General features: G+C 69.8%; 13 protein-coding genes, 21 tRNA genes and 1 pseudogene. 4 read left to right on the forward strand and 31 right to left on the reverse strand.

The genetic code is table 11. From position 1 onward, the window contains the following. Positions 1–59: 59 nt before the first annotated feature. Together Aiant_RS07705 and Aiant_RS46840 are read left to right on the forward strand one after the other, a co-directional pair. Entirely contained in the window at positions 60–1,847 is a 1,788-nt protein-coding gene (locus Aiant_RS07705; RefSeq protein WP_229830516.1) for a peroxidase family protein, read from the forward strand. A gap of 21 nt (positions 1,848–1,868) precedes the next feature. After that, positions 1,869–2,198 (forward strand): annotated as a pseudogene (locus Aiant_RS46840) (AAA family ATPase); the annotation flags it as partial. 56 nt (positions 2,199–2,254) lie between these two features. Here Aiant_RS46840 and Aiant_RS07715 read toward each other — a convergent pair. From Aiant_RS07715 to Aiant_RS07735, 5 genes are all read right to left on the reverse strand, one after another. Continuing rightward, positions 2,255–3,772 (reverse strand): methyl-accepting chemotaxis protein, encoded by a 1,518-nt coding sequence (locus Aiant_RS07715; RefSeq protein ID WP_189332682.1) that lies wholly within the window; start codon positions 3,770–3,772, stop codon positions 2,255–2,257. 110 nt (positions 3,773–3,882) lie between these two features. Next, positions 3,883–5,127 (reverse strand): hypothetical protein, encoded by a 1,245-nt coding sequence (locus Aiant_RS07720; protein WP_189332681.1) that lies wholly within the window; start codon positions 5,125–5,127, stop codon positions 3,883–3,885. A gap of 139 nt (positions 5,128–5,266) precedes the next feature. Continuing rightward, positions 5,267–5,926 (reverse strand): sugar transferase, encoded by a 660-nt coding sequence (locus Aiant_RS07725; protein WP_189332680.1) that lies wholly within the window; start codon positions 5,924–5,926, stop codon positions 5,267–5,269. A 12-nt stretch (positions 5,927–5,938) separates the two neighbouring features. Then, positions 5,939–7,195, reverse strand: a complete 1,257-nt coding sequence (locus Aiant_RS07730) for a nucleotide sugar dehydrogenase (protein WP_189332679.1) — start codon at positions 7,193–7,195, stop codon at positions 5,939–5,941. 53 nt (positions 7,196–7,248) lie between these two features. Then, positions 7,249–9,144 carry a nucleoside-diphosphate sugar epimerase/dehydratase gene (locus Aiant_RS07735; RefSeq protein WP_229830514.1) on the reverse strand — a complete coding sequence of 632 codons (1,896 nt, stop codon included), beginning with the start codon at positions 9,142–9,144 and terminating at the stop codon, positions 7,249–7,251. Positions 9,145–9,628: 484 nt separating this feature from the next. On the opposite strand from Aiant_RS07735, the gene Aiant_RS07740 reads away from it, so the two are divergent. Further along, positions 9,629–10,750: a glycosyltransferase gene (locus Aiant_RS07740; protein ID WP_229830513.1), complete on the forward strand. Its 1,122-nt coding sequence runs from the start codon at positions 9,629–9,631 to the stop codon at positions 10,748–10,750. On the opposite strand, the gene Aiant_RS07745 is transcribed toward Aiant_RS07740, so the two are convergent. The 4 genes from Aiant_RS07745 to Aiant_RS07760 form a co-directional block, all read right to left on the reverse strand. Further along, positions 10,686–11,246, reverse strand: a complete 561-nt coding sequence (locus Aiant_RS07745; protein ID WP_189332676.1) for a VanZ family protein — start codon at positions 11,244–11,246, stop codon at positions 10,686–10,688. The genes Aiant_RS07740 and Aiant_RS07745 overlap by 65 nt on opposite strands. Before the next feature lie 192 nt (positions 11,247–11,438). Further along, complete coding sequence (locus tag Aiant_RS07750; protein ID WP_189332675.1) at positions 11,439–12,044, reverse strand: helix-turn-helix transcriptional regulator; 606 nt, start codon at positions 12,042–12,044, stop codon at positions 11,439–11,441. A gap of 1,534 nt (positions 12,045–13,578) precedes the next feature. Further along, entirely contained in the window at positions 13,579–15,150 is a 1,572-nt protein-coding gene (locus tag Aiant_RS07755; protein ID WP_189332674.1) for a DHA2 family efflux MFS transporter permease subunit, read from the reverse strand. A gap of 126 nt (positions 15,151–15,276) precedes the next feature. Next, positions 15,277–15,894 carry a CPBP family intramembrane glutamic endopeptidase gene (locus tag Aiant_RS07760; protein WP_189332673.1) on the reverse strand — a complete coding sequence of 206 codons (618 nt, stop codon included), beginning with the start codon at positions 15,892–15,894 and terminating at the stop codon, positions 15,277–15,279. A 247-nt stretch (positions 15,895–16,141) separates the two neighbouring features. On the opposite strand from Aiant_RS07760, the gene fusA reads away from it, so the two are divergent. Beyond that, positions 16,142–18,043 (forward strand): elongation factor G, encoded by a 1,902-nt coding sequence (fusA, locus tag Aiant_RS07765; RefSeq protein WP_189332672.1) that lies wholly within the window; start codon positions 16,142–16,144, stop codon positions 18,041–18,043. A 35-nt stretch (positions 18,044–18,078) separates the two neighbouring features. On the opposite strand, the gene Aiant_RS07770 is transcribed toward fusA, so the two are convergent. The 22 genes from Aiant_RS07770 to Aiant_RS07875 all read right to left on the reverse strand — a co-directional run bounded on the left by Aiant_RS07770 (position 18,079) and on the right by Aiant_RS07875 (position 21,020). Then, entirely contained in the window at positions 18,079–18,501 is a 423-nt protein-coding gene (locus tag Aiant_RS07770; RefSeq protein WP_189332671.1) for a hypothetical protein, read from the reverse strand. Positions 18,502–18,650: 149 nt separating this feature from the next. Then, positions 18,651–18,723, reverse strand: a tRNA-Arg gene (locus Aiant_RS07775). Between the two features lies 1 nt (position 18,724). After that, a tRNA-Val gene (locus Aiant_RS07780) sits at positions 18,725–18,799 on the reverse strand. A gap of 13 nt (positions 18,800–18,812) precedes the next feature. Continuing rightward, positions 18,813–18,897, reverse strand: a tRNA-Ser gene (locus tag Aiant_RS07785). 10 nt (positions 18,898–18,907) lie between these two features. Beyond that, positions 18,908–18,981 (reverse strand) — tRNA-Glu (locus tag Aiant_RS07790). 5 nt (positions 18,982–18,986) lie between these two features. Then, positions 18,987–19,058, reverse strand: a tRNA-Val gene (locus Aiant_RS07795). Beyond that, positions 19,059–19,138 (reverse strand) — tRNA-Met (locus Aiant_RS07800). It lies immediately after the preceding tRNA gene. Positions 19,139–19,140: 2 nt separating this feature from the next. Further along, positions 19,141–19,213, reverse strand: a tRNA-Lys gene (locus tag Aiant_RS07805). A 3-nt stretch (positions 19,214–19,216) separates the two neighbouring features. Next, a tRNA-Ser gene (locus Aiant_RS07810) sits at positions 19,217–19,305 on the reverse strand. 20 nt (positions 19,306–19,325) lie between these two features. Next, positions 19,326–19,399 (reverse strand) — tRNA-Pro (locus Aiant_RS07815). Between the two features lie 15 nt (positions 19,400–19,414). Continuing rightward, positions 19,415–19,489, reverse strand: a tRNA-Pro gene (locus tag Aiant_RS07820). 1 nt (position 19,490) lies between these two features. Continuing rightward, a tRNA-Ile gene (locus tag Aiant_RS07825) sits at positions 19,491–19,564 on the reverse strand. A 6-nt stretch (positions 19,565–19,570) separates the two neighbouring features. Then, a tRNA-Ser gene (locus Aiant_RS07830) sits at positions 19,571–19,661 on the reverse strand. Between the two features lie 4 nt (positions 19,662–19,665). After that, positions 19,666–19,737, reverse strand: a tRNA-Asp gene (locus tag Aiant_RS07835). Positions 19,738–19,741: 4 nt separating this feature from the next. Next, positions 19,742–19,816, reverse strand: a tRNA-Ala gene (locus tag Aiant_RS07840). A gap of 14 nt (positions 19,817–19,830) precedes the next feature. Next, positions 19,831–19,904: transfer RNA gene (locus Aiant_RS07845), tRNA-Leu, on the reverse strand. A gap of 531 nt (positions 19,905–20,435) precedes the next feature. Then, a tRNA-Gly gene (locus Aiant_RS07850) sits at positions 20,436–20,508 on the reverse strand. Between the two features lie 3 nt (positions 20,509–20,511). After that, positions 20,512–20,586: transfer RNA gene (locus Aiant_RS07855), tRNA-Thr, on the reverse strand. A gap of 11 nt (positions 20,587–20,597) precedes the next feature. Then, a tRNA-Glu gene (locus Aiant_RS07860) sits at positions 20,598–20,672 on the reverse strand. A 13-nt stretch (positions 20,673–20,685) separates the two neighbouring features. Further along, a tRNA-Arg gene (locus Aiant_RS07865) sits at positions 20,686–20,758 on the reverse strand. 3 nt (positions 20,759–20,761) lie between these two features. Further along, a tRNA-Ala gene (locus Aiant_RS07870) sits at positions 20,762–20,834 on the reverse strand. A 114-nt stretch (positions 20,835–20,948) separates the two neighbouring features. After that, positions 20,949–21,020 (reverse strand) — tRNA-Trp (locus Aiant_RS07875). Positions 21,021–21,436 lie beyond the last annotated feature (416 nt).

Raw genomic sequence — 21,436 nt, forward strand, 5'->3', positions numbered from 1 at the left:
GGCACGTCAGTCGGGCGGGCGACAGAGGCCCGTACGAAATGGGGGTAAGTCTTGTGGTCATGGCTTTCTGGCGCACCTATGACCGCATCGCCGAACTGGTGGACCGGCGCTGGCGCTGGTACCGGCTGCCCCGAGTGCTGGGCCTGGCCACCCTGGTCGGGGTCCGGAACACGTTGCGCCGGGAGAACCTGTACGACACCGGCCCGGCCTCCGGCACCCCGGACACGCCGCCCGGCCCGCCGACGCCCGAGCAGCTCAGCTCGCGCACCGTCGACGGCACCTACAACGACCTGAGCAAACCGCGGATGGGCATGGCCGGCAGCCGGTTCGGCCGCAACGTGCCGCTGACCAAGGCCTTCCCGGAACCGGCCGCGCGGATCATGACGCCGAGCCCGCGCGAGGTCAGCCGCACCCTGATGACCCGCGCCGAGCTGATCCCGGCCACCTCGGTGAACGCGCTGGTGGCGGCCTGGCTCCAGTTCATGATCCGGGACTGGTTCAGCCACGGTCCGCACACCTCGGCCGATCCGTGGGTGATCCCGCTGGCCGACGACGACCCGTGGCCGGACAAGCCGATGCTGGTCATGCGGACCCCGCCCGACCCGCAGCCGGCCGGGTCCACCCATCCGCCGGCCTACCTCAACACGCTGACCCACTGGTGGGACGCGTCGCAGATCTACGGCACCTCCCGGGAGTACCAGCAGTTCGTCCGCAGCGGCGAGCACGGCAAGCTGCGGATCGACGCGGACGGCACGCCGCCGATGCCGACCGGTGACCAGGACCCGGCCCGGGAGCCGGGGTTCTGGCTGGGCCTGCTGATGCTGCAATCGCTGTTCACCCGGGAGCACAACGCGATCTGCGACATGCTGGTGGCGTCCTACCCGGACTGGACCGACGAGGAGCTGTTCCAGCGGGCTCGTCTCATCCTGGCCGCGTTGATCGCGAAGATCCACACGGTCGAGTGGACGCCTGCGGTGATCAACAACCCGACCACGGTCACCGCGATGCACGCCAACTGGTGGGGCCTGGCCGGCGAGAAGATCAGCCGGGTGGCCGGGCGGATCAGCGACAGCGAGGTGATCAGCGGGATCCCCGGCGGGCACACCGATCACTTCGGGGTGCCGTACTCGCTGACCGAGGAGTTCGCCGCGGTCTACCGGATGCACCCGATGATGCCGGACGACTTCGACATGCGCTCGATCCGCGACGACCGGGGGCACGGGACGTACACGCTGCGAGACCTGTCCGGTCCCGCCGCGATCGGCCTGATCGGCAAGATCGGCCACACCGACCTGCTGTACTCGTTCGGCACCATGCACCCCGGCCTGGTCACCCTGCACAACTTCCCGCGCTGGCTCCAGGAGTTCCGGCGCCCGGACGGCCGGCTCGCCGACCTGGCGGCCACCGACATCATGCGTGACCGGGAGCTGGGCGTGCCTCGCTACAACGAGTTCCGCCGCCTGCTGCACCTGCCGGCCCCGGCGACGTTCGCCGAGCTCACCGACAATCCGGTCTGGGCCCGGGAGATCGCGCGGGTCTATCACGGCGAGATCGAGCGGGTGGACCTCCAGGTCGGTCTGTACGCCGAGAAGCGCCCGGCCGGTTTCGCGTTCAGCGACACCGCGTTCCGCATCTTCATCGTGATGGCGTCCCGCCGCCTGAACAGCGACCGCTTCCTGACCAAGGACTTCACGCCGGCGGTGTACACCCCGGAGGGCCTGCGCTGGATCGCCGACAACACGATGAGCACGGTCCTGCTCCGCCACCACCCGGAGTTGCGCGCCGCCATGCGCGACGCGGAGAACGCCTTCCAGCCCTGGTCCAAGGTCCGCGACATCCCGCAATGACCGACGCTGGGCACGGCTCGCCTTGGCGAGATTCAGCGTGCTCCGGATCTGCTCCTGGCCATCAAGGCATCCGTCGACAACGACCCGCGCCCCGGCCGATACCTGCTCACCGGCTCATCGCGGCTGTTCGGCATGGTCGCCGCGCCCGATGCGCTGCCCGGCCGGATGGAGACCGTGGAGCTGTGGCCGTTCTCCCAGGGCGAGATCGACGGGTTCATCGACGCGATCTTCGAGCTCGGCCCGGACCTGCGACATGACTCGACAGTCACCCGCGCCGACTACGCGGCCCGGATCGTCCGCGGTGGCCTGCCGGAAGCGGTCGCCCGCACCGACGGGCGCCGCCGCGGACGATCCCGGAGCTCCGTTCGGGCCGTTGTGCGGGCCTGGAGCGGATCCGGCGGCGGCGGTCAGACGCGGAACCGGTGGGTCAGCTCGTTCAGGTCGCGGCTGAGCTGGGTCAGTTCGTCGGCCGCGCGCCGCGACTGCTCCGCGCTGTCGCGGGTCCGGTCGGCCACCGCGCGCACCCCGGCGATGTTCTCGGTGATCTCGTTGCTGCCGACCGCCGCGTTCGAGACGCCACGATTCATCTCGCCGGTGGTGGCGGTCTGCTCCTCGACGGCGGCCGCGATGGTGTCCTGCGCCTCGCTGATCCGCGCGATCACCTCGGTGATCCGCCGGATAGAAGCCACCGCCGCATCGGTCTGCGCCTGGATGCCGGCCACCCGGCTGATGATGTCCCCGGTGGCCCGGGCGGTCTCCTGGGCCAGGTCCTTGACCTCCGCGGCGACCACCGCGAAGCCCTTGCCCATCTCGCCGGCCCGGGCCGACTCGATGGTCGCGTTCAGCGCCAGCAGGTTGGTCTGCTCGGCGATCATCGTGATGGTCCGCACCACCTCACCGATCTCGGTGGACGCCTCGCCGAGCCGCGACACCGTCGTGTCCGCCTCCCCGACCGTGATCACCGCGGACCCGGCAACGGTGGCGGCCTCGGTCGTGTTCCGGCTGATCTCGCCGATCGCGGCGCCCATCTGCTCCGACCCCGCGGCGACCGTGTCGAGGTTGCGGGCGACGTCGGCCGCGCTGTCCGCGACGATCCCGATCCGCCGGGACGCCTGGTCGGCGTCCTCCTGGAGGGTCTGCGACATGCTGGTCAGCGTGGCCGACGCGGCCGCCACCTGATCGGCGTGGCTCGCGATGCCGCCGATCGTCTCGCCGATCCGGTCGATGGCCCGGTCGATCGAGAAGCTCATCCGGCCGATCTCGTCGCCCCGGCTGATCCCGACCCGCTGGCTGAGGTCGCCCTCGGCGAGCCGGTCCACCACCGCGACGACCCGCTGCACCGGCTTGCGGATGGAACGACTGAGCAGGGCCGCGGCCAGCAGGGCGAGCACCATCGCGACGGCGGCCAGCACCCACTCCCGGACGGTGGCGTCGTGCCGGGTCCGGCTGAGCCGGTTCAGGGCGGCGCTCCGCTCGGCGGTGACCGACTCGTCGAACTTGGCGGCGGCGTCCATCGCCTTGAGGTACGGGCCGGACTCGGTCACGTTGCTGGCGTGCGCCGCCTGCTCGTACCGCCCCTGCTGGACCGCCCGCCAGATCTGCTCGTCGATGGTCATGAACTCGTCGAGCCCGGCCCGGAAGGCGGCCGCCTGCTCCCGCTGCTCGGCGCTGGTCGACGCCGCCTCCACCTCCCCGAGCAGGGCGTACACCTTCTCCTTGGCCTCGATGAAGAAGCCGTGCTTCAGCTCGTGGTCGGACGCGGTGTACGCGGTCTGAAGCCCGTACGCGTCCGAGAACCGGAACTGGAGCATGGCGATCGACCGCGTCTTGGGGTCGATCGTCTCGACGATCTGCCGTGCCTGCTTGTTGACCTCGGCCCGGACCAGGCTCGCGTTGACCACCACGAGCAGCAGCAACAACGTCATCGCGCCGAAACCGGCCCACAGCTTGGCTGTAAGCGACAAATCACGAAAAGGCCGACGCACAGCCACACGATAGCGGCGCCGGACAGTGACCGGTGCGCGAACGGACGTGCTCAGGCGGCGTCGCGCTCGTCGCGGCGCTGACCCGGGATGATGATGTCGCGGTGCCGCACCGGGCGGCGCGCGGCCGGCAACTGCGGGCCGATCCGGGCCGGCCAGATCCGCTGCGGCCGGTCGGCGAGTTTCGGCCGCTCCCGGGGGATGAGCGTACGGTCCGGTGGCACCCAGATCGGCAGCGGCGCACTCGGCGGCCCCCACCAGACGATCGTCCCGTACCCCCGGACCAGCGGCGGCTGCAACGCCGGCCAGCGCGCTTCGAGGGGGATCGCCAGCCGCCAGGCCTGCACCGGCACCAGCGCGGAGACCGGGTGCCCGGCCGCACCGGGCAGCACCGGCAGCGGCGGCGCCGGCAGCGCGTGCGGCTCCGCACCGGCCGGCAGCGCGTGCGGGTCGGCCCCCTCGGCCGCGGCCACGGTCGTCGCCGGGGCGCTGGCCAGCACGACCGCGCAGGCCACGGTGATCAGCGCGGCGGCCAGCGCGACCGGCTCCCAGCCGGGCCGCACGGTGTCGCCGAGAATGGTCAGCGCGATCACCGACGGGGCGATCACCTCGCCGGTCCAGTGCACCGCGGTGACCCGGCCGACCTCGCCGCGCTGGAGCGCGTTCGCATACATCACCATGCCGTTGGCCGCGAAGACCAGCAGCACGTAGGTGAGCGGCTCGCTGAAGATGGTGAGCAGCGCCGAGCCGACCGTGGTCATCTGGTCGTCGGGCAGGTGCAGGGCCCGCCCACCGAGCGCCGCGGCGCCGACCGACAGGCCGCCGATCGAGGCGATCAGCCCCGGCGAGCCGACCTTGGTGGCCGCCCAGCCGAGCACCAGCACGACGACCAGCGCCACGCAGAACCCGATCCGCAGCCCGAGCGACGCCGCCACCACCTGCTGCTGCCCGGCCGACAGGGCCAGCCCGGCCAGCGCGCCGATCGTGATCACGATCGCCACCACGTCGCGCCGGCGCAGCCGGGAGCCGAGGAACAGCCAGGCCGCGAACGCGGTGATGGCGAGCGAGCCGGCCAGCACCGACTCGACCAGGTAGACCGCCAGCTCGCGCAACGCGATCATCGAGCCGAACCAGGCGGTCATGTCCAGCGCGATGCCGACCAGGTAGAGCGGGTGCCCCAGGGTGGAGACCGCGCTGGTGCTGCGCCGGGCGCCGATGGCCTGCAGGATCGAGCCGGCCGCGTAACAGAGCGAGCCGAAGATGGCGATGCCCAGCGCGATCCAGCCACCGGCGGTCATCGCGATCGACCGCCGTCACCGAGGGTGCAGGCCGCTGTCACGCCCCGATCATATGGCCACCCCTCGATAAGCGCGAGCCCCGGGAAAGGCCAACTGACCAGCAACAATGATCAAAATCAGACCCCGATTAGGGTACGCCCTAAGCCGCGCGACTGAGGTCCTGCGTGCTCTCGCCCGGCACCCGCTGCGCGGGGAGCGTCTCCACCAGCGCCGGCAGCTCGCCCCGGTGCGAGCCCTGGAACGTCCGCCAAATGATCTTCAGGTCGAGCAGCGGCGACCAGTTGTCGATGTACCAGCGGTCCAGGACGAACCGCTGCGACCACGGGATCGCGTCCCGCCCGTTGATCTGCGCCCAGCCGGTGATCCCGGGCCGCACCTCCAGCCGCCGGGCGTCCTCCGCCGAGTACTCGGCGACCTGGGGCAGCACGTCCGGGCGCGGGCCGACCAGGTTCATCTGCCCGCGGACCACGTTGATCAGCTGGGGCAGCTCGTCCAGGCTGGTGGCCCGCAGGATCCTGCCGCAGCGGGTGATCCGCGGGTCGTCCGCCAGCAGATCGTTCGGGTTCGCCATGCCGAGCTTGACGCCGACCGCCAGATTGTCGTGGATCATCGAGCGGAACTTCAGGATCCGGAACGTCCGGCCGCGCTCGCCGGCCCGGTCCTGCACGAAGAAGATGCCCTTGCCGTCGGCGATCCGGACCCAGAGCGCGACGCCCAGGAACACCGGGGACAGCACGATCAGCGCGACGGCGGCGACCAGTTGGTTGAGAACGTTCCAGATCGGGCGCAGGCGGTCCACGATTCCCCCAGGTCAGATCGATTCCACGGTGTCGCCGGTGAGGCGGTGGCGGGTGTCCAGCACGTACCTGGCGTGCTGGACCACCAGGTCCAGGTCGAACGCGTCGTGGTCGGCGAGCAGCACCACCGCGTCGGCCGCGGCGAGCAGCTCCGGGCTCAGCCGCACCCGGGTGACCCGCTGGTCGACGCGGGCGTCCTCGACCACGTGCGGGTCGGCGGCGAGCACGTCGGCGCCCATCTCCAGCAGCAGCGTGGCGACCCGCCGGGCCGGCGACTCGCGGGCGTCGCCGCTGTTCTTCTTGTAGGCCAGGCCGAGCAGCAGGATCGTCGAGCCGTTCACCGCCTTGCGCCGCTCGTTCAGGGCGGCGACCAGCCGGCGCACCACGTAGTCCGGCATGTGGTTGTTGATGTCGTTGGCCAGCTCGACGAAGCGGAAGCTCTGCCCGAGCGTCCGCTGCACCCGCCAGGAGAGGTAGGACGGATCGATCGGCAGGCAGTGCCCGCCGACGCCGGGACCGGGCACGAACCGCATGTAGCCGAACGGTTTCGTGGACGCGGCGTCGATCGCCTCCCAGACGTCGATGCCGAGGTCGTGCGCGTACACCGCGAGCTCGTTGACCAGCGCGATGTTGACGTGCCGGAACGTGTTCTCGAGCAGCTTGGCCAGCTCGGCCACCTTGGGGTCGGAGACCGGCACGGTCGTCTCGACCACCGAGGCGTAGAAGGCCCGCACCTTCGCCAGCGAGGCCGGGTTGATCCCGGATACCACCTTCGGCGTGGTGATCAGGTTCCACCGCGCGTTGCCCGGGTCGATGCGCTCCGGGCTGAAGCCGAGGAAGAAGTCCTCGCCGGCGATCAGGCCGGAGCCCTCCTCCAGCAGCGGCGCGACCAGCTCGGTGGTGGTGCCGGGATACGTCGTCGACTCCAGCGCGACGGTCGCGCCGGGGCGCAGGTACCGGGCCAGGGTACGGGCCGAGTCCTCGATGTAGCGCAGGTCCGGGGTGCCGTCGCGGAGCGGGGTGGGCACCGCGATCACCGCGATGTCGAAGCCGGCGCAGGCGCGCGGGTCGGACGAGGGCAGGAAGTTGCCGCCGGCCAGCACCGCCTGCAACTGCTCCGAGCTGATGTCGTCGACGTAGGACTCGCCCGCGGCGAGCCGTTTGATCCGTTCGTCGTCGACGTCGAAGCCGACCACGGTGTGCCCGACCTCGGCGGCCCGGACGGCGAGGGGCAGTCCCACGTAGCCCTGCCCGGCGATCACCACTCGCATCGGTGCGCTCCTGTCACGCGTACGCAAATCGGCTTTTGATCGGGATCTTCTGGTCATGGATGCCGGCCCAGGCGCATGGTGAACTCGGCCTGGCGCTTGCCGTTGCGGCCACCGGTACGCGGCGGGGGCGGGGCCGGAGTCTCGATCCGGCCGGGCAGCGCGGGGCTCTCGGAGAGCCAGCGCAGCACCGCGATCAGGTCGGCCCGGGGCGCGGACGGGTCCATCAGCGAGAGCACCGCGCCGTCCAGCGGCGGCACCGGGGCCTGCGAGATCAGCGGATGGTTCGGGCGGTGGTCGGGTTCGGCCGGGCCGAGCAGCACCTCGGCCAGCTTCTCGCCGGGGCGCAGTCCGGTGTAGACGATCGGGATGTGGCCGCCGGCGCTCTCCGCGATCCGCTTGGCCACGTCGGCGATCCGCACCGGCTCGCCCATGTCCAGGACCAGCACCTCGCCGTGGCTCTCCACCGCGCCGGCCTGGATGACCAGCCGGACCGCCTCCTGCACCGTCATGAAGTACCGGGTCACGTCCGGGTCGGTCACGGTGATCGGCCCGCCCTTCGCCACCTGGGCGGAGAACGCGGTGAGCACCGAGCCGCGGCTGCCGAGCACGTTGCCGAACCGGACGCTGGTGTACGTGCCGGGTGCGGCCGCGTCGGCGGCGGCGGTGAGCCGTTCGGTGATCCGCTTGGAGTAGCCGAGCACGCTGCACGGGTCGGCGGCCTTGTCGGTGGAGATGTTGACCAGGCGGTCGACGTGGTGCCGGATCGCGGTCTGCAGGATCTGGTACGTGCCCAGGATGTTGGTCTTGAGCGCCTCGGACGGGTGCATCTCCAGCAGCGGCAGGTGCTTGAGCGCCGCGGCGTGGAAGACCACCTGCGGCTGGTGTTCGGCGAACACCTCGTCGAGGCGCTGCTGGTCGCGGATGTCGGCGACGACCAGGTTGCGGTCGTCGAGCATGCCGCGGCCGTCCAGCGAGAGCTGCACCGCGTGCAGGCCGGACTCGTCGCGATCGAGCATCACCAGCTTGGCCGGGTTGAACTGGGCGACCTGCCGGCACAGCTCGGAGCCGATCGAGCCGCCGGCGCCGGTGACCAGCACCCGGCGCCCGGCCAGGTAACCGGCGACGGCGGCCAGGTCGATGCTGATCTCGCGGCGGCCGAGCAGGTCGGCGTGGCTGACCGGGCGGATGTCCTCGACCCGCACGGTCCGGCCGAACAGCTCGACCACCGGCGGGACCACCTTGACGTCCACGTCGAGCGGGGCGGCCAGGTCGGTGAGGTTGCGGACCAGGTCGGCGCCGGCGCTCGGGATGGCGATCACCACGGCGTCGGCACGGAACCGGCGGACCACCTCGGCCATCGCGTGCCGGTTGCCGGCCACCCGCACGCCCATGATCTGCAGGGTGCGTTTGGTCGGGTCGTCGTCGAGCAGGGCGACCGGCACGTACGGGCTGGACGGGTCGCGCAGCATGGCCCGGATGACCTGGGTGGCGCCCTCCCCGGCGCCCATCACGACGATCCGGGTGCCGGGCTCCGGGCGGGGGCGCAGGCGCTGGTCCTGGAGCAGGCGGACGGCGTACCGGACGCCCGCGGCGAGGACGAGACCGATCAGCCCGGACGCGATGATCGCCGAGCGCGGGGCGAGCCGGCCCAGCAGCGTGTCCGCCACGAACACCACCGGTATGGTGACCGCGGCGGTCTTGGCCAGGGCCAGGATCTCCTCGAAACAGCCGTACGACCAGCGGCCGGTGTAAAGGCCGAACTGCACGCCGGCGACGGTCTGCACGGCGACCGCCACCGCGGTCAGCTCCACCAGGCCGGCGCCGTTGAGATAAGCCAGGTGCCCGTCGTAGCGGAGCAGGGTGGCGACGAGCAGGGCGGTGGCCAGGGCGAGCGCGTCGCCACCGGCCCGGGCTGCCCGGCCGGGCAGTACCGCGCGGAACCACGGCACCGCCCGGCCCGGCCAGTCTCCAAGGGATGCGTCCGTTGCTGGGTCGCCAGCAGCGGCTCGCCGTGTCTGCATGGGATTCCCCCTCGTACGCTGCCGGTGGCAACCGGCCACGGATCCGTGCTTCGACGCATTTTTTCGGGGAGCCGGAATGGCGTTTCAAGATTCGCATCGCTTTATTAGTGACATCAGCGTTCCAGTCCCCGGGGAGCCAATTACAGTAGCAATTGTCACGGCCTATGCGAGGATCTTTCATGTTCCGCTATTTGTCCAGTACAGGCCCTCGATCACCATTTTTCCGACGCCATTCGGATCCGCGGGACCGGCCATTCGGCGGAGGATGTCATATCGACGGTGAATGATCCTCACCTTAGACATGACATCTGCGACTTCCGCTTCCTCTGCCATTCCGGCACCGTTCTGACAGGAGCCGTCGCAAGCGTTCTGTCGTCTATGCGACTGGGGGAACGACATGAGGGTGCTGCATGTGATCAGCACTGCGGCGGAGGGCGGCGCCGAGCACCAGCTCCGGCTGTTGCTGCGCCGGCTGCCCCACGACAGCGAGGTGGTCACGCTCTCCCCGCCCGGCACCGAGGCCCGCGCCATCCAGGCCGGCGGGATCCCGGTGCACGAACTGAACACGGTCTGCGACCGGGACCTGGCGGCGATCGTACGGCTGCGCCGCCTGATCCGCCGTGGCCGCTTCGACCTGGTGCACACCCACCTGTACCGCGCCTGCGTGCAGGGCCGGATCGCGGCCCGGCTGGCCGGCGTCCCGCACATCGTCGCCACCGAGCAGCACCTCGGCCGGGCCGGCGCCACCCGGCTCGGCCCGCTCTACCTGTTCAGCGAACGGCTCGGGCAGATGACCATCGCGGCCACCGCGGCGATCGCCGAACGGCTGCGCGGCTGGGGCGTGCCCGACGACCGGATCGCCACCATCCCCCGCGCGATCGACCCCGCCGAGTACCGCTTCGACCCGGCGTTGCGCGCGGCGGCCCGGGCCCGGCTCGGCGTGCCCGGTGACGTCCCGGTGATCGGCGTGACCGGCCGGCTCACCCCGGCCAAACGCTTCGACCTGCTGATCCGGGCGGTGGCCGAGGTGCCCGGCGCGACCCTGCTGCTGGTCGGCGACGGTCCCGCCCGTCCCGCCCTGGAGCAGCTCGCCGTCATCGAGGGGGTCGCCGAACGGGTGCTGTTCGCCGGCACGGTCCGGCACCCGCGCGAGATGCTCTGCGCCATGGACATCTTCGCCACCCCGGACCCCGGCGCCTGGGGGCTCGCGGTGCTGGAGGCGATCGCCGCCGGGCTGCCCGCCGTCTACGCGGCCTGCCCGCCGCTGGAGGAACGCGCCGCCGCCCGGGCGCCGGTCCGCGGCACCTACCGGCTCTCCCCGCACGACCGGGAGTCCCTGCCCCGGGCGCTGCGCGCCGAGGTGCTCTGCCACGAGGAGCGGCACGGCGCGAGGTTGCCGGCCCGCACCGCCGGATTACGGTACGACGCGGACCACCTGGCCGCCGCGGTCGGGCAGGTGTACGACCGGCTCAGCCTGACCGCACCACTTCCCGGGTGTCCGTCACTGCGCGGCGGAGGCGCGTGGAACGCATGAGCCGGTGCCAGGCCACGTAGCCGAAGATCGTGCCGATGGTGTTGGAGAGCAGGTCGTTCACGTCGGTCCAGCGGTTGCCGTGCACGGTCAGGATCATCACCAGCTGGGTGATCTCGATGGACAGGCTGAGCAGGAAACCGATCCGGACCACCCGCAGCCGGTTCACGATGCCGAAGTTGAGGTGCAGCAGTGCGGCCAGCGGCAGGGTCATCATCATGTTCAGCACGAAGTCGCGGCGGCGCATGGCGAGCGTCGGGATCAGCAGGATGCGGTAGGTGTCCGGCGGGCCGGAGTCCGGGCCCCAGGCCAGGTGGGCGGGGAGCATGGTGGCGCCGAGGACGGCCACCGCGTACCACGACAGGGCCCAGGCCGCGAGCAGCCGGCGGGTGGTGAGCCGATCCTGCCGGCGCAGCCACCACCAGGACAGGACCATCAGGATGCCGCCGAGTGGCAGCAGCACCGGCAGCGCCGGAACGTCGAACTGTTCAACACGCATCGAAACCCACGCTACGCGACCTCGGTGGCGCGTCCCCTCCCCCGCGAAATCCTGGCTCTCAGCGCCTGCTTCCTCCCGCCGCTCTTCCCTCCCCGGCACCTCCCCGGCACCTCCCCGGCGCCTCCCCGGCCGTTCTCGGCGGCGGCCCTCGGCGGCGCCATTTCGGAACGGGCGCGGCTCGCCATTTCGGTGTCAGCGGAGCCAGCCCTCTTTGCGGGCGATCCGGATGGCATCCAAGCGGTTCCGCGCTCCCGTCTTGGCGATCACCGCGGAAAGGTAATTGCGGACCGTGCCGCCGGAAAGGTAAAGCCGCCCGGCGATCTCCTTCACCGACTCACCCTCGGCGGCCAGCCCCAGCACCTCGAGCTCGCGGGTGCTCAACCCGCGGTCCGTGTTCAACGAGGCGGCCTGCAACATCGGCGAGACCACCCGCTCCCCCGCGGCCAGCCGGCGCACCGTGTCCGCCAGCGACGACGAGGCCGCGCTCTTGACGAGGAAGTTCAGCCCGCCGTTCCACCGGCGGGGCGGCAGCATGCCGCGCTTGGACGGGTCGCAGAGCAGCAGCATCGCGCAGGACGGGATGGCGGTGTGCAACTCGTCGGCGAGCGGCAGCACCTGACTCACCATGTACTCCGTGTCGATCACGATCACCGCCGGCCACAATTGCGCCGCACGCGGGGCAAGATCAGAATTGATCGGCAGGGTGGTGACGTAATGCATGTCCGGTTCGGTCTCCAAGAACGTGCGCACCGGGACCCCGAAGTACCCCTCGTCTCTCACCACCACGACCCGGATCATCACACCACCCTCGTCGATGGGCGCCGGCCCACCGGCCCGGCGCCGAACCGTCTGGAACGCTCGACGCACCAATTTTTAGACGACTCGCGGTTCATTCTGCGAGTGCCGCACAAGTCGATCCGATAAAGATCTTTAACGGTACGCCGTGGTGCAGGTCAAAAGGGTTTCGTGCCACCGCCGACGAGCGCGGCCCACCTACATAAAGTAACTGCCTGAAACGCTGCGTGCACCTTCTGTCGGCCGTTCGACGGAGTCAGGTCCACCGGATCAACGAATCCGGTGACCGAAACAGGCAGTTCACCCCCCAGATACCCCCTCGAAATTGCGAACCAGTCTTGACAAGTCGTGCTTTTCCGGACATCGTCCTTCGAGTCACTGCCGCCGAAAATGCAACTCCGACTCACATTCCACAAATAAGATCACTCAAAAGATTCCCCTCCACGCGACCGTTTTCGATTACCCTCTTGATCATTCCCCGCCACCCATTTCCGATCACGCCTTCCCCTACCCGACCCACCCGGCCGCCACCGGCCCGCAGGCGATCACCGCCCAGCAGCCGAGCCACGCGGCCCGCAGTCACCGCCGCCGCCCCGCCCGCTGACGGCAAGGCCGGGTCAGCGTGCGCCGGCCACTCTTTTCGGCGCGACCAATGGCTCGCCCACCGACCTGAAACTGGCGATGTCCCCGATCCGGACCGCCCCCGCACGAACACTTCGGGTGCGCGCAAGCCCCGAACGCCATGCTGCAAGCGAACCCCTGCCGCCCAGCGGGCCGAAAGCCCGTCCGACCGCGAGCCGCACGCGGCGGCCGCGACAGCGACCAGCCACCCCATGGCCTGGCAACTAGAACCACAACCTCCCGCGCACCGCACGCGGTAGCCACAACAGCAACCAGCAGCCACCCATCGCCCGGCAATCAGAACCACCCACAGACCGCATGCGGCCGCCGCGACAGCAACCAGCCGCCCACAGCCTGGCGCCCAAAACCGCAACCACCCGCGCACCGCACGCGGCAGCCACAACAGCAACCAGCAGCCACCCATCGCCCGGCAATCAGAACCACCCACAGACCGCATGCGGCCGCCGCGACAGCAACCAGCCGCCCACAGCCTGGCACCCAAAACCGCAACCACCCGCGCACCGCACGCGGCAGCCACAACAGCAACCAGCAGCCACCCACCGCCCGGCAATCAGAACCACCCACAAGCCGCATCCGGCCGCCGCGACAGCAACCAGCCGCCCACAGCCTGGCACCCAAAACCGCAACCACCCGCGCACCGCAAGCAGCCGCCACAACAGCGACCAGCCACCCCATGCCACAACCCGCGGCGCCCGAGACACCAGCACCACCAGCCCGACAAGCCTGATCGAGGCGGACGGGGGCAACGAAACCAGCCGGGACCGGTCCGCGGCGGGAACCCTCGACCGGCTCTCACAGAGGGCCCGACAGCGGGCCTTCGATCACCGGCCGGAGCCGGGCGGAAAGCGCGAAGGCGCCCGCGGCCGGAGCCGGGGCGCCTTCGGAAAAGGGCAGATCAGTGCAGGACGATCGGGGCGGCCGGGGCCCCCTGGTCGTCGAGCAGGTGGGACTCCTGGCGCTTGCGGGGCAGGAAGAACGCCGGGATCAGGGTCAGCAGGGTGAGGATGAAACCGACCCAGAACGTCGTCGCGAACGAGTCGGCGGCGAAGTTCAGCCCTCGCTCCAGCAGGTCGGGCGGGAGGGCCGCGGCGATCTGCGGGTCGTGCTGGGCGCCGATGGCGGCGCCGGCCTCGGTGACCGGGTCACCGGTGGGACTGGTCACGCCCGGGATGACCGGGGACTCGTTGAGCTGGTTGGTGAGGATGACCGACATCATCGCGGTACCGACCGAGCCGGCGATCTGCTGGAGGATGTTCAGCAGGGTGGAGCCGCGGGCCACCTCGTGGTTGGTGAGCGTCTTCAGCGCCGAGGTCATGATCGGCATCATGGTGCCGCCCATGCCCAGACCCATCACGAACAGCGAACCGCACAGCAGAACATACGACGTGTCGGTGCCCACCTGGGTGAAGGTGAAGAACCCGGCCGCGATCAGCAGCAGTGCGAACGGCACCGTGCGGCCCACCGGGATCTTGTCGGCGAGCATGCCACCGATCGGCATGGTGACCATCGCGCCGATGCCCTGCGGGGCCATCAGCAGGCCGGCGCTGAGCGTCGACTCGCCGCGGATCTGCAGGAAGTAGCTCGGGAAGAGCAGACCGGCGCCCATGAACGCGATGGTGAAGACGGCCAGGGTGATCGTCGAGACGCTCAGGTTCCGGTTTTTCAGCAGGCGCAGGTCGAGCAGCGGGTGCTTCGGCTTGAACGAGTAGAGCACGAAGCCGATCACCAGCAGCGCGCCGATCAGCATCGGCACCCACACCTTGGTGGCGGTGAACTTGCCCGCCTCGGGCAGCGAGGACACGCCGTAGAGGAACGCGGCGAGACCGGGCGAGAGCATCAGCATGCCGAGGAAGTCGAACGACTCGGACGGCTCCGGGTTGTCCTTCTCCAGCGCGAACCACGAGTAGACCAGCGCGACGACGCCGATCGGCAGGTTGATCAGGAAGATCCAGTGCCAGCTGGCGGCCTCGATCAGCCAGCCGCCGAGGATCGGGCCACCGATCGGGCCGAGCAGCATCGGGATGCCGAGCACGGCCATCAGCCGGCCGATCCGCTCCGGGCCGGCGGCCCGGGTCATGATCGTCATGCCGAGCGGCATCAGCATGCCGCCGCCCAGGCCCTGCAACACCCGGTAACCCACGAGCTGGCCGATGTTGTCGGCGGTGGAGCAGAGGACCGAGCCGATGGTGAACAGCGTCAGCGCGGTCATGTAGAGCCGCTTGGTGCCGAACCGGTCGGCGGCCCAGCCGGTCAGCGGGATGACCGTGGCCAGGGCCAGTGTGTAGCCGGTCATGGTCCACGCGACCTCGGCATAGGTCGCGTCGAACTCCCGCTGGAACGTGGGCAGCGCCACGCTCACCACGGTGATGTCGAGGATCGACATGATCGCGCCGAGGACGACAACCCCGGCGATCTTGAAGACGGCGGCGTCGAGCTTGGCGGGCGCAGCCGAGGCTTGACTACTCAAAAGAAACTCCCATGGCCGCATGGGCCCATGCGGCGAATTGTCCGGACAGATCCGGCGAGCTCAGCCCCCTGGCCCGCCACGTCACGGCGTGAGCCTAACCCTCGCCCAGCGCGCGTCACCTCCCCTTTATCCGGCTCCGGACTGTGTCCCTCCCCACTGCTCGACAGTTTTGGACACCCGCACCGCGGCCGGCACACCGAGCGCGTCGGCCGCCCAGTGCACCAGGATCGGCGCCAGCACTCCGCCACCGAAAAACCGCAACGCACCCAGCACCACACCGGCCACACCGGTCACCACCGCGTCGGTCCACGGCCGCCCCGGGCCCAGGTGCCAGAGGCCGAAGAGGACCGCGGTCACCCCGGTCGCCCACACCGGCCCGTGGTCGCGGTCGATCAGCCCCCACAGCACCCCGCGGAACGCCACCTCCTCGAAGATCACGGTGGCCAGCGGGATCGCGACCAGCGCCGTGTACCACGGACGGTCGTAGGACCGGCGGAAGAGACGACGGGCCGCCGGGAGACGCACGGCAACCGCGTACCCGGCGGCGATCAGCAGGGCGGCGCCCAGGCCGTACCGAAAACCGGCGGTGGTGAGGCCCGCCTGCCCGGACGTGAGGCCGGAGACCGCGATGAGCAGGGCCGCGGCCAGCGGCCCGGTGATGGGCTGGGCCCAGCCCGGCCCGAGCCGGGTCCAGACGCGGACCGCACCCATGATCAGCAAGAGGACCAGCAGCGCGGACGACACTCTCCACGATAAATCGCTCGCCCCGCGTCGCCCCGCCCGGCTAGGTTGCGACAAGTTTCTTCAGCCGAGAGAGGGGGTCCGATCATGTGGACCCCCGTGTCGCGATTCGACCTGATCCTCGTCTCCGGTGTGCCCGGTCCCGGCCGCGCCACCGGGGCTGGACGTCCCTGACCGCCAGGCTGTTCTGACGCCGGCGGCCGGGTGGGCGCACGTCCACGACCGATCGGAATCGAAAGAACGAATCATCATGCGTGTCCGCAACCTCGGCATTCTCGCGCACGTCGACGCCGGCAAGACCACGTTGACCGAGCGGATCCTCTATGTCACCGGCGCCACCCACAAGCGCGGTGAGGTGCACGACGGGACCACCGTCACCGACTTCGACCAGCAGGAGCGCGATCGTGGGATCACCATCTTCGCCGCGGCGGTCAGCTGCGACTGGGCCGATCACCGGCTGAACCTGATCGACACGCCCGGGCACGTCGACTTCTCCGACGAGGTCGAGCGGTCGCTGCGGGTGCTCGACGGCGCGGTCGCGGTGTTCGACGGCGTGGCCGGCGTGGAGCCGCAGTCCGAGGCGGTCTGGCGGGCGGCGGACCGGCACCGGGTGCCGCGGATCGCCTTCGTCAACAAGCTCGATCGGGCCGGCGCTTCGCTGGCGAGGGCCGTCGCATCCATCCGGGAACGGCTGGACGTCGTTCCGCTGGTGGTGCAGCTGCCGATCGGCGAGGAGGGTGACTTCCGTGGGGTCGTCGACCTGGTCGGCAGGCGGACGCTGACCTGGATCGACGGCGAGATATCCGAAAAATCGGAGATGTCGCCGGAGGCCGAGGCGGCTCGGCGTCATCTGGAGGACCAGGTAGCCGCACTACACCCCGACGCCCTGGAGGAATGGGGCGATATTTCGGACACGACCCTCCGGAACGCCCTCCGGGACCTCACCCACCAAGGCGAAGCCCTGGTCGTCCTCTGCGGCTCCGCATACCGCAACAGGGGCGTGGAGCCACTGCTCGACGCCATCGTCGACTACCTCCCCGGCCCAGCCGGTGACAGCGACAACGACCTGGCCGCCCTCGTCTTCAAGGTGCACACCGCGAAGACCGGGCGCCTCACCTACCTCCGCCTTTACGACGGCACGATCACGAAGGGAGACACCGTGTGGGACGCGGGCGCCGGGCGTACCGAAAGAATCGCTCGCATCCTGCGGGTCCAAGCGGACCGGCACACCGAGATCGCCCGGGCCACGGCCGGCGACATCGTCGCCGTGTCCGGGGTCAAGGCCGCCCAGGTCGGCGCCACCCTGGCCACCCGGCGAGGTGCGGTGCTGCTGGAAGCGCCCCGCAGCACCGAGCCGCTGGTCTCGGTCGCGATCGAGGCCCGGACCAGGCAGGACGCGCTGCGCCTTCCGGCAGCGCTGGCCGCGCTGACCGAGGAGGACCCCTCCCTTTCGGTACGCGTGGACGCCGAAACCGCACAAACCCTGCTCTCCGGACTCGGCGAGCTGCATCTGGAGGTGGCCGTGGAGAAGCTCCGCCAGCGCACCGGTCTCGCCGTCACCATGGGCCGTCCCCAGGTCGCTTACCGCGAGACGGTGGTCCGCGGCGTCACCGGCCTGCTGTACCGCCACGTCAAGCAGGACGGCGGCGCCGGCCAGTACGCCCACGTCACGCTGGACGTCGCCCCGGGCGAGGGATTCACCTTCGCCTCGACCGTGACCGGCGGCCGCGTGCCGGCCGAGTACATCCGCGCGGTCGAGGCGGGCTGCCGGGAGGCGCTCGCCGAGGGCCCGCTCGCCGGGCACCCGGTGACCGGCCTGCGGGTCACGCTGACCGACGGCCAGACGCATCCGAAGGACTCGTCCGAGATGGCGTTCCGCGCGGCCGGCCGTTTCGGCCTGCGCGAGGCGCTGCGCGCCTGCGAGATGCGGATCCTCGAACCGGTCGCGGAGGTCACGGTGAGCGCGCCCGCGGAGACGCTGGGCGCGGTCCTCGGTGACCTCGCGGCCCGGCGCGGCCAGGTCGTCGATTCCGGGGTACGCACGGTGACGGCGCTCGTGCCGCTGGCGGAGCTGTTCGGTTATGCCACGCAACTGCTCAGCCGCACGCACGGCCGGGGCACGTTCACCAGCCGCCCGGCGGGTCATCGATGAGGCGAGGGCCCCGGCCACCCGGCCGGGGCCCTTCCTCACGCCGCGATGACGCCGCTGGTGGTGACCGGCGGCAAGGTGGGACCGAGACGCAGCTCGGTGCGCTCCGGCTCGACCGGGATCGGCGCGGCGCCGGCACCCGCTTTGGGCAGCGGGCGGCGGGGCTGGACCCGGCCCGAACTGCCGCCCCGCCCCGGATAGACCAGCAGGCCGTTGATCGGATCGGGCACCGCGTCCAGCGCGGCACGGACAGCCGGCAGGGCCCGGAAATCCGTGAACCGCTCGTCGGTCCGGAAAGCGATCTCGAAGAGCACTCCCCAGGAGTGCCGATGCCACGCCCAGTCGTAGGCGCCATGTGTCACGGCGGCCTCGACCAGCGCGTTCCCATGCGAATCCTGCCAACGGGCGGCGGAGAGCCGCGGCCCGTCGAAGACCTCGATCGACCACCAGTGCAGCTCCATGCGATCCAGGGTACGACCGGGAAGCATCGAGGAACGCGCCAAAATATCCTGGTCGCAGGCCCCGGTGTCGATCCGGGCGAACCACCCTTATGAGGGGCGGGTGGGCAGCCGGCCCGCCTGCGGTGAACCACAGTGGACGACACACGTCGCGCCCCCGGCTGGACTCGAACCAGCGACCCCGGCGCTCGGAACGCCGTGCTCTCTCCACTGAGCTACGAAGGCTTGGTACCCGGACCAGGGATCGAACCTGGGACTTCCCCGATGTGACCGGGGCGCTCTCCCACTGAGCCATCCGGGCAAGTCCCGAAACGCGGAGGAGGTGGGATTCGAACCCACGGGACCCTTCCGGGCCCACGCCGATTCCAGCGGCGATTCCGAAGCCAGGCCGGCTCCTTCCAAAATCTCGTAGCGCGGACGGGATTCGAACCCGCACATTCCCTGGGTGAAAACCAGGTGACTCTCCCCTTCGTCCACCGCGCCTCGCGTGCCCCGAGCCGGTATCGAACCAGCGGCCTCCGCCCTGTCATGGCGGCGCTCTCCCCCTGAGCTACCGGGACTGGGAGCAGGGGTGGGATTCGAACCCACGAATCTCCGACTTATGAGGCCGGCGAGGACGACCGAACTCCTCCACCCTGCAAGTACGCCGCCGGGGACTCGAACCCCGAACCCGCTGATTAAGAGTCAGCTGCTCTACCCATTGAGCTAGCGGCGCATGAGGAGACGGCGGGAGTCGAACCCGCACGAGACATCGCTGCCTCCGACCGCTTTCGAGGCGGCGGCCGGCGCCCATCGGCTGGCGTCTCCAAGGCTTTCTCAGCCCGTCGTCGGGTCGACCGGATTTGAACCGGCGGCCTCTCGCTCCCGAAGCGAGCGCGCTACCAAACTGCGCCACGACCCGTTTCCTCTCACTACGTCGGGATGGCGGGATTCGAACCCACGACCCCCGGCACCCAAGGCCGGTGCGCTGACCAAACTGCGCTACATCCCGGTGTCGCCGGGTGGGCTCGAACCACCGGCCTCCGCCTTATCAGGGCGGCGCTCCGACCTGCTGAGCTACGGCGACCTGGCGCGGAGAGTGAGAGATTCGAACTCTCGGTGAGGGCAGTCGCCCCCACTACGGATTAGCAATCCGCCGCCTTAGGCCACTCGGCCAACTCTCCACCGCGCCCTGTACCGGGATCGAACCGGCGACCTCGCGCTCGACAGGCGCTTGCTCTACCACTGAGCTAACAAGGCAACGTGGACCCGGCCGGATTCGAACCGGCCACCTCCGCTGTGCGAGAGCGGCGCTCTACCAGAAATGAGCTACGAGCCCGAGAAAACACTGCGTACCCGGAGCGCGATTCGAACGCGCACTGCCACCGTTCTGAGCGGTGTGCCTCCTGCCGTTGGGCTACCCGGGCCTTGAATCGATATTGTGGCTTTAATTAACGATCCAGCCGCCGCGCCTGGCTGTCCGTATCCGATGACAGTTGGCGCAGACAACATCACACTTTTCCACCTCGGCCATGAAGGCCTTCTCCCCCATAGTGCTGCTGGCCGCAGCGGAGAGGTTGTAATTCTTCTGTTCACCTTCACGGTGGTCGAAATCCATAACGTAATACGGATACCTTACTCCGCAGTCGAGGCATGGCCGGTCCTTCAACCGCTTCAGCAGGTCCAGACGCTCACCCCGGCGCCTAGCATTCCTGGCCCGGTAGACTTCACGATTGTTCTGATACCAACGGCGCTTGGCTTCACGCTGCTTCAGCGGATCTCGCCCGGCACCGGCTCCTCGCCTCGACACTCGTGCGGCAAAGTGCTCAGTGCCCAGTCCCAGCCGCTGAACCTCGCCCTTAATCAACTTGAAGCTGTTACCACCGCGGCCAGACAAGCCCAGCCCAATCGCGCCGTCACTGGCGCCTACCCCGGTCCCAGCGAGATTCGGGGCACCGAGTGGTTACCGGGGTTCGAACCCGGGACCTCCGCCATGGCGAGACGGCGCTCTACCGACTGAGCTACAACCACGTGAGCCGACGACCGGATTCGAACCGGTGACCTCGGTCGTACCAAAACCGCGCTCTGACCGGCCTGAGCTACGACGGCTCGTTGCTGCGTCGCCCGTCCGGGGGTCGAACCCGGTCTTCCGGATGGAGAGTCCGGTGGTCTAACCTTCCGCAACCTCACGGGCGATGAATGATGGCGCGTCCCCGGAGAGATTCGAACTCCCGACACCCGGATCCGTAATCCGGTGCTCTATCCGCTGAGCTACGGAGACATGTGGACCTGGGCGGATTCGAACCGCCGACCCCCGGTCTGCCGAACCGGTGCGCTACCAGCTGCGCTACAAGCCCATCGTTTCCCCGGTCGCCGGCGACGATACCGCCGGCGACCGGGATGAAGATGTGTGTCATCCACTGTGGAGTTGTCAAGGATCACGATCGCCGGGACGATGCCGGGATCAGACGCACGGGCAGCAGGATTCGAACCCGCATCCAACAGATTTGGAGGCTGTCGCTCTACCGTTGAGCTACACCCGCATGCAGCGAAAATAAAAGCCGCCCGGTCCCGGATCGGGAGGGCGGCAGGCCGACGCTAGCTGGATTGCTAGCCTCGCCACCGCTCCGGATCACGCTGCGATTCACCGGGGACCGGCAGATCCTTGATCAGGGCTGCCTGGGGACGACCGGATCGCGCCATGGCGCTCTCACCGCGCAGCATCTGTCGCTGCGACTCGCTGGCGATCGGCCACCGCATGATCGTCTCACCCCTTCCCTGTTCGATCCGCCGTCCGGCCCTTTTCGGCCCGTCCGGCTCGCTGTTGATGACTACGTTAAGCGGACCCCGCAGAGCCGGCAATACATTTAATTGTCGAAGGGCGAACGCCACACTGAATCCTGACACCCTCCACACACGACCCGATCGGGCGTTGACGACACGAGGCGGACTCCGCAGG

Origin of the sequence: Actinoplanes ianthinogenes, assembly GCF_018324205.1 — a bacterium.
GTDB lineage: Bacteria > Actinomycetota > Actinomycetes > Mycobacteriales > Micromonosporaceae > Actinoplanes > Actinoplanes ianthinogenes.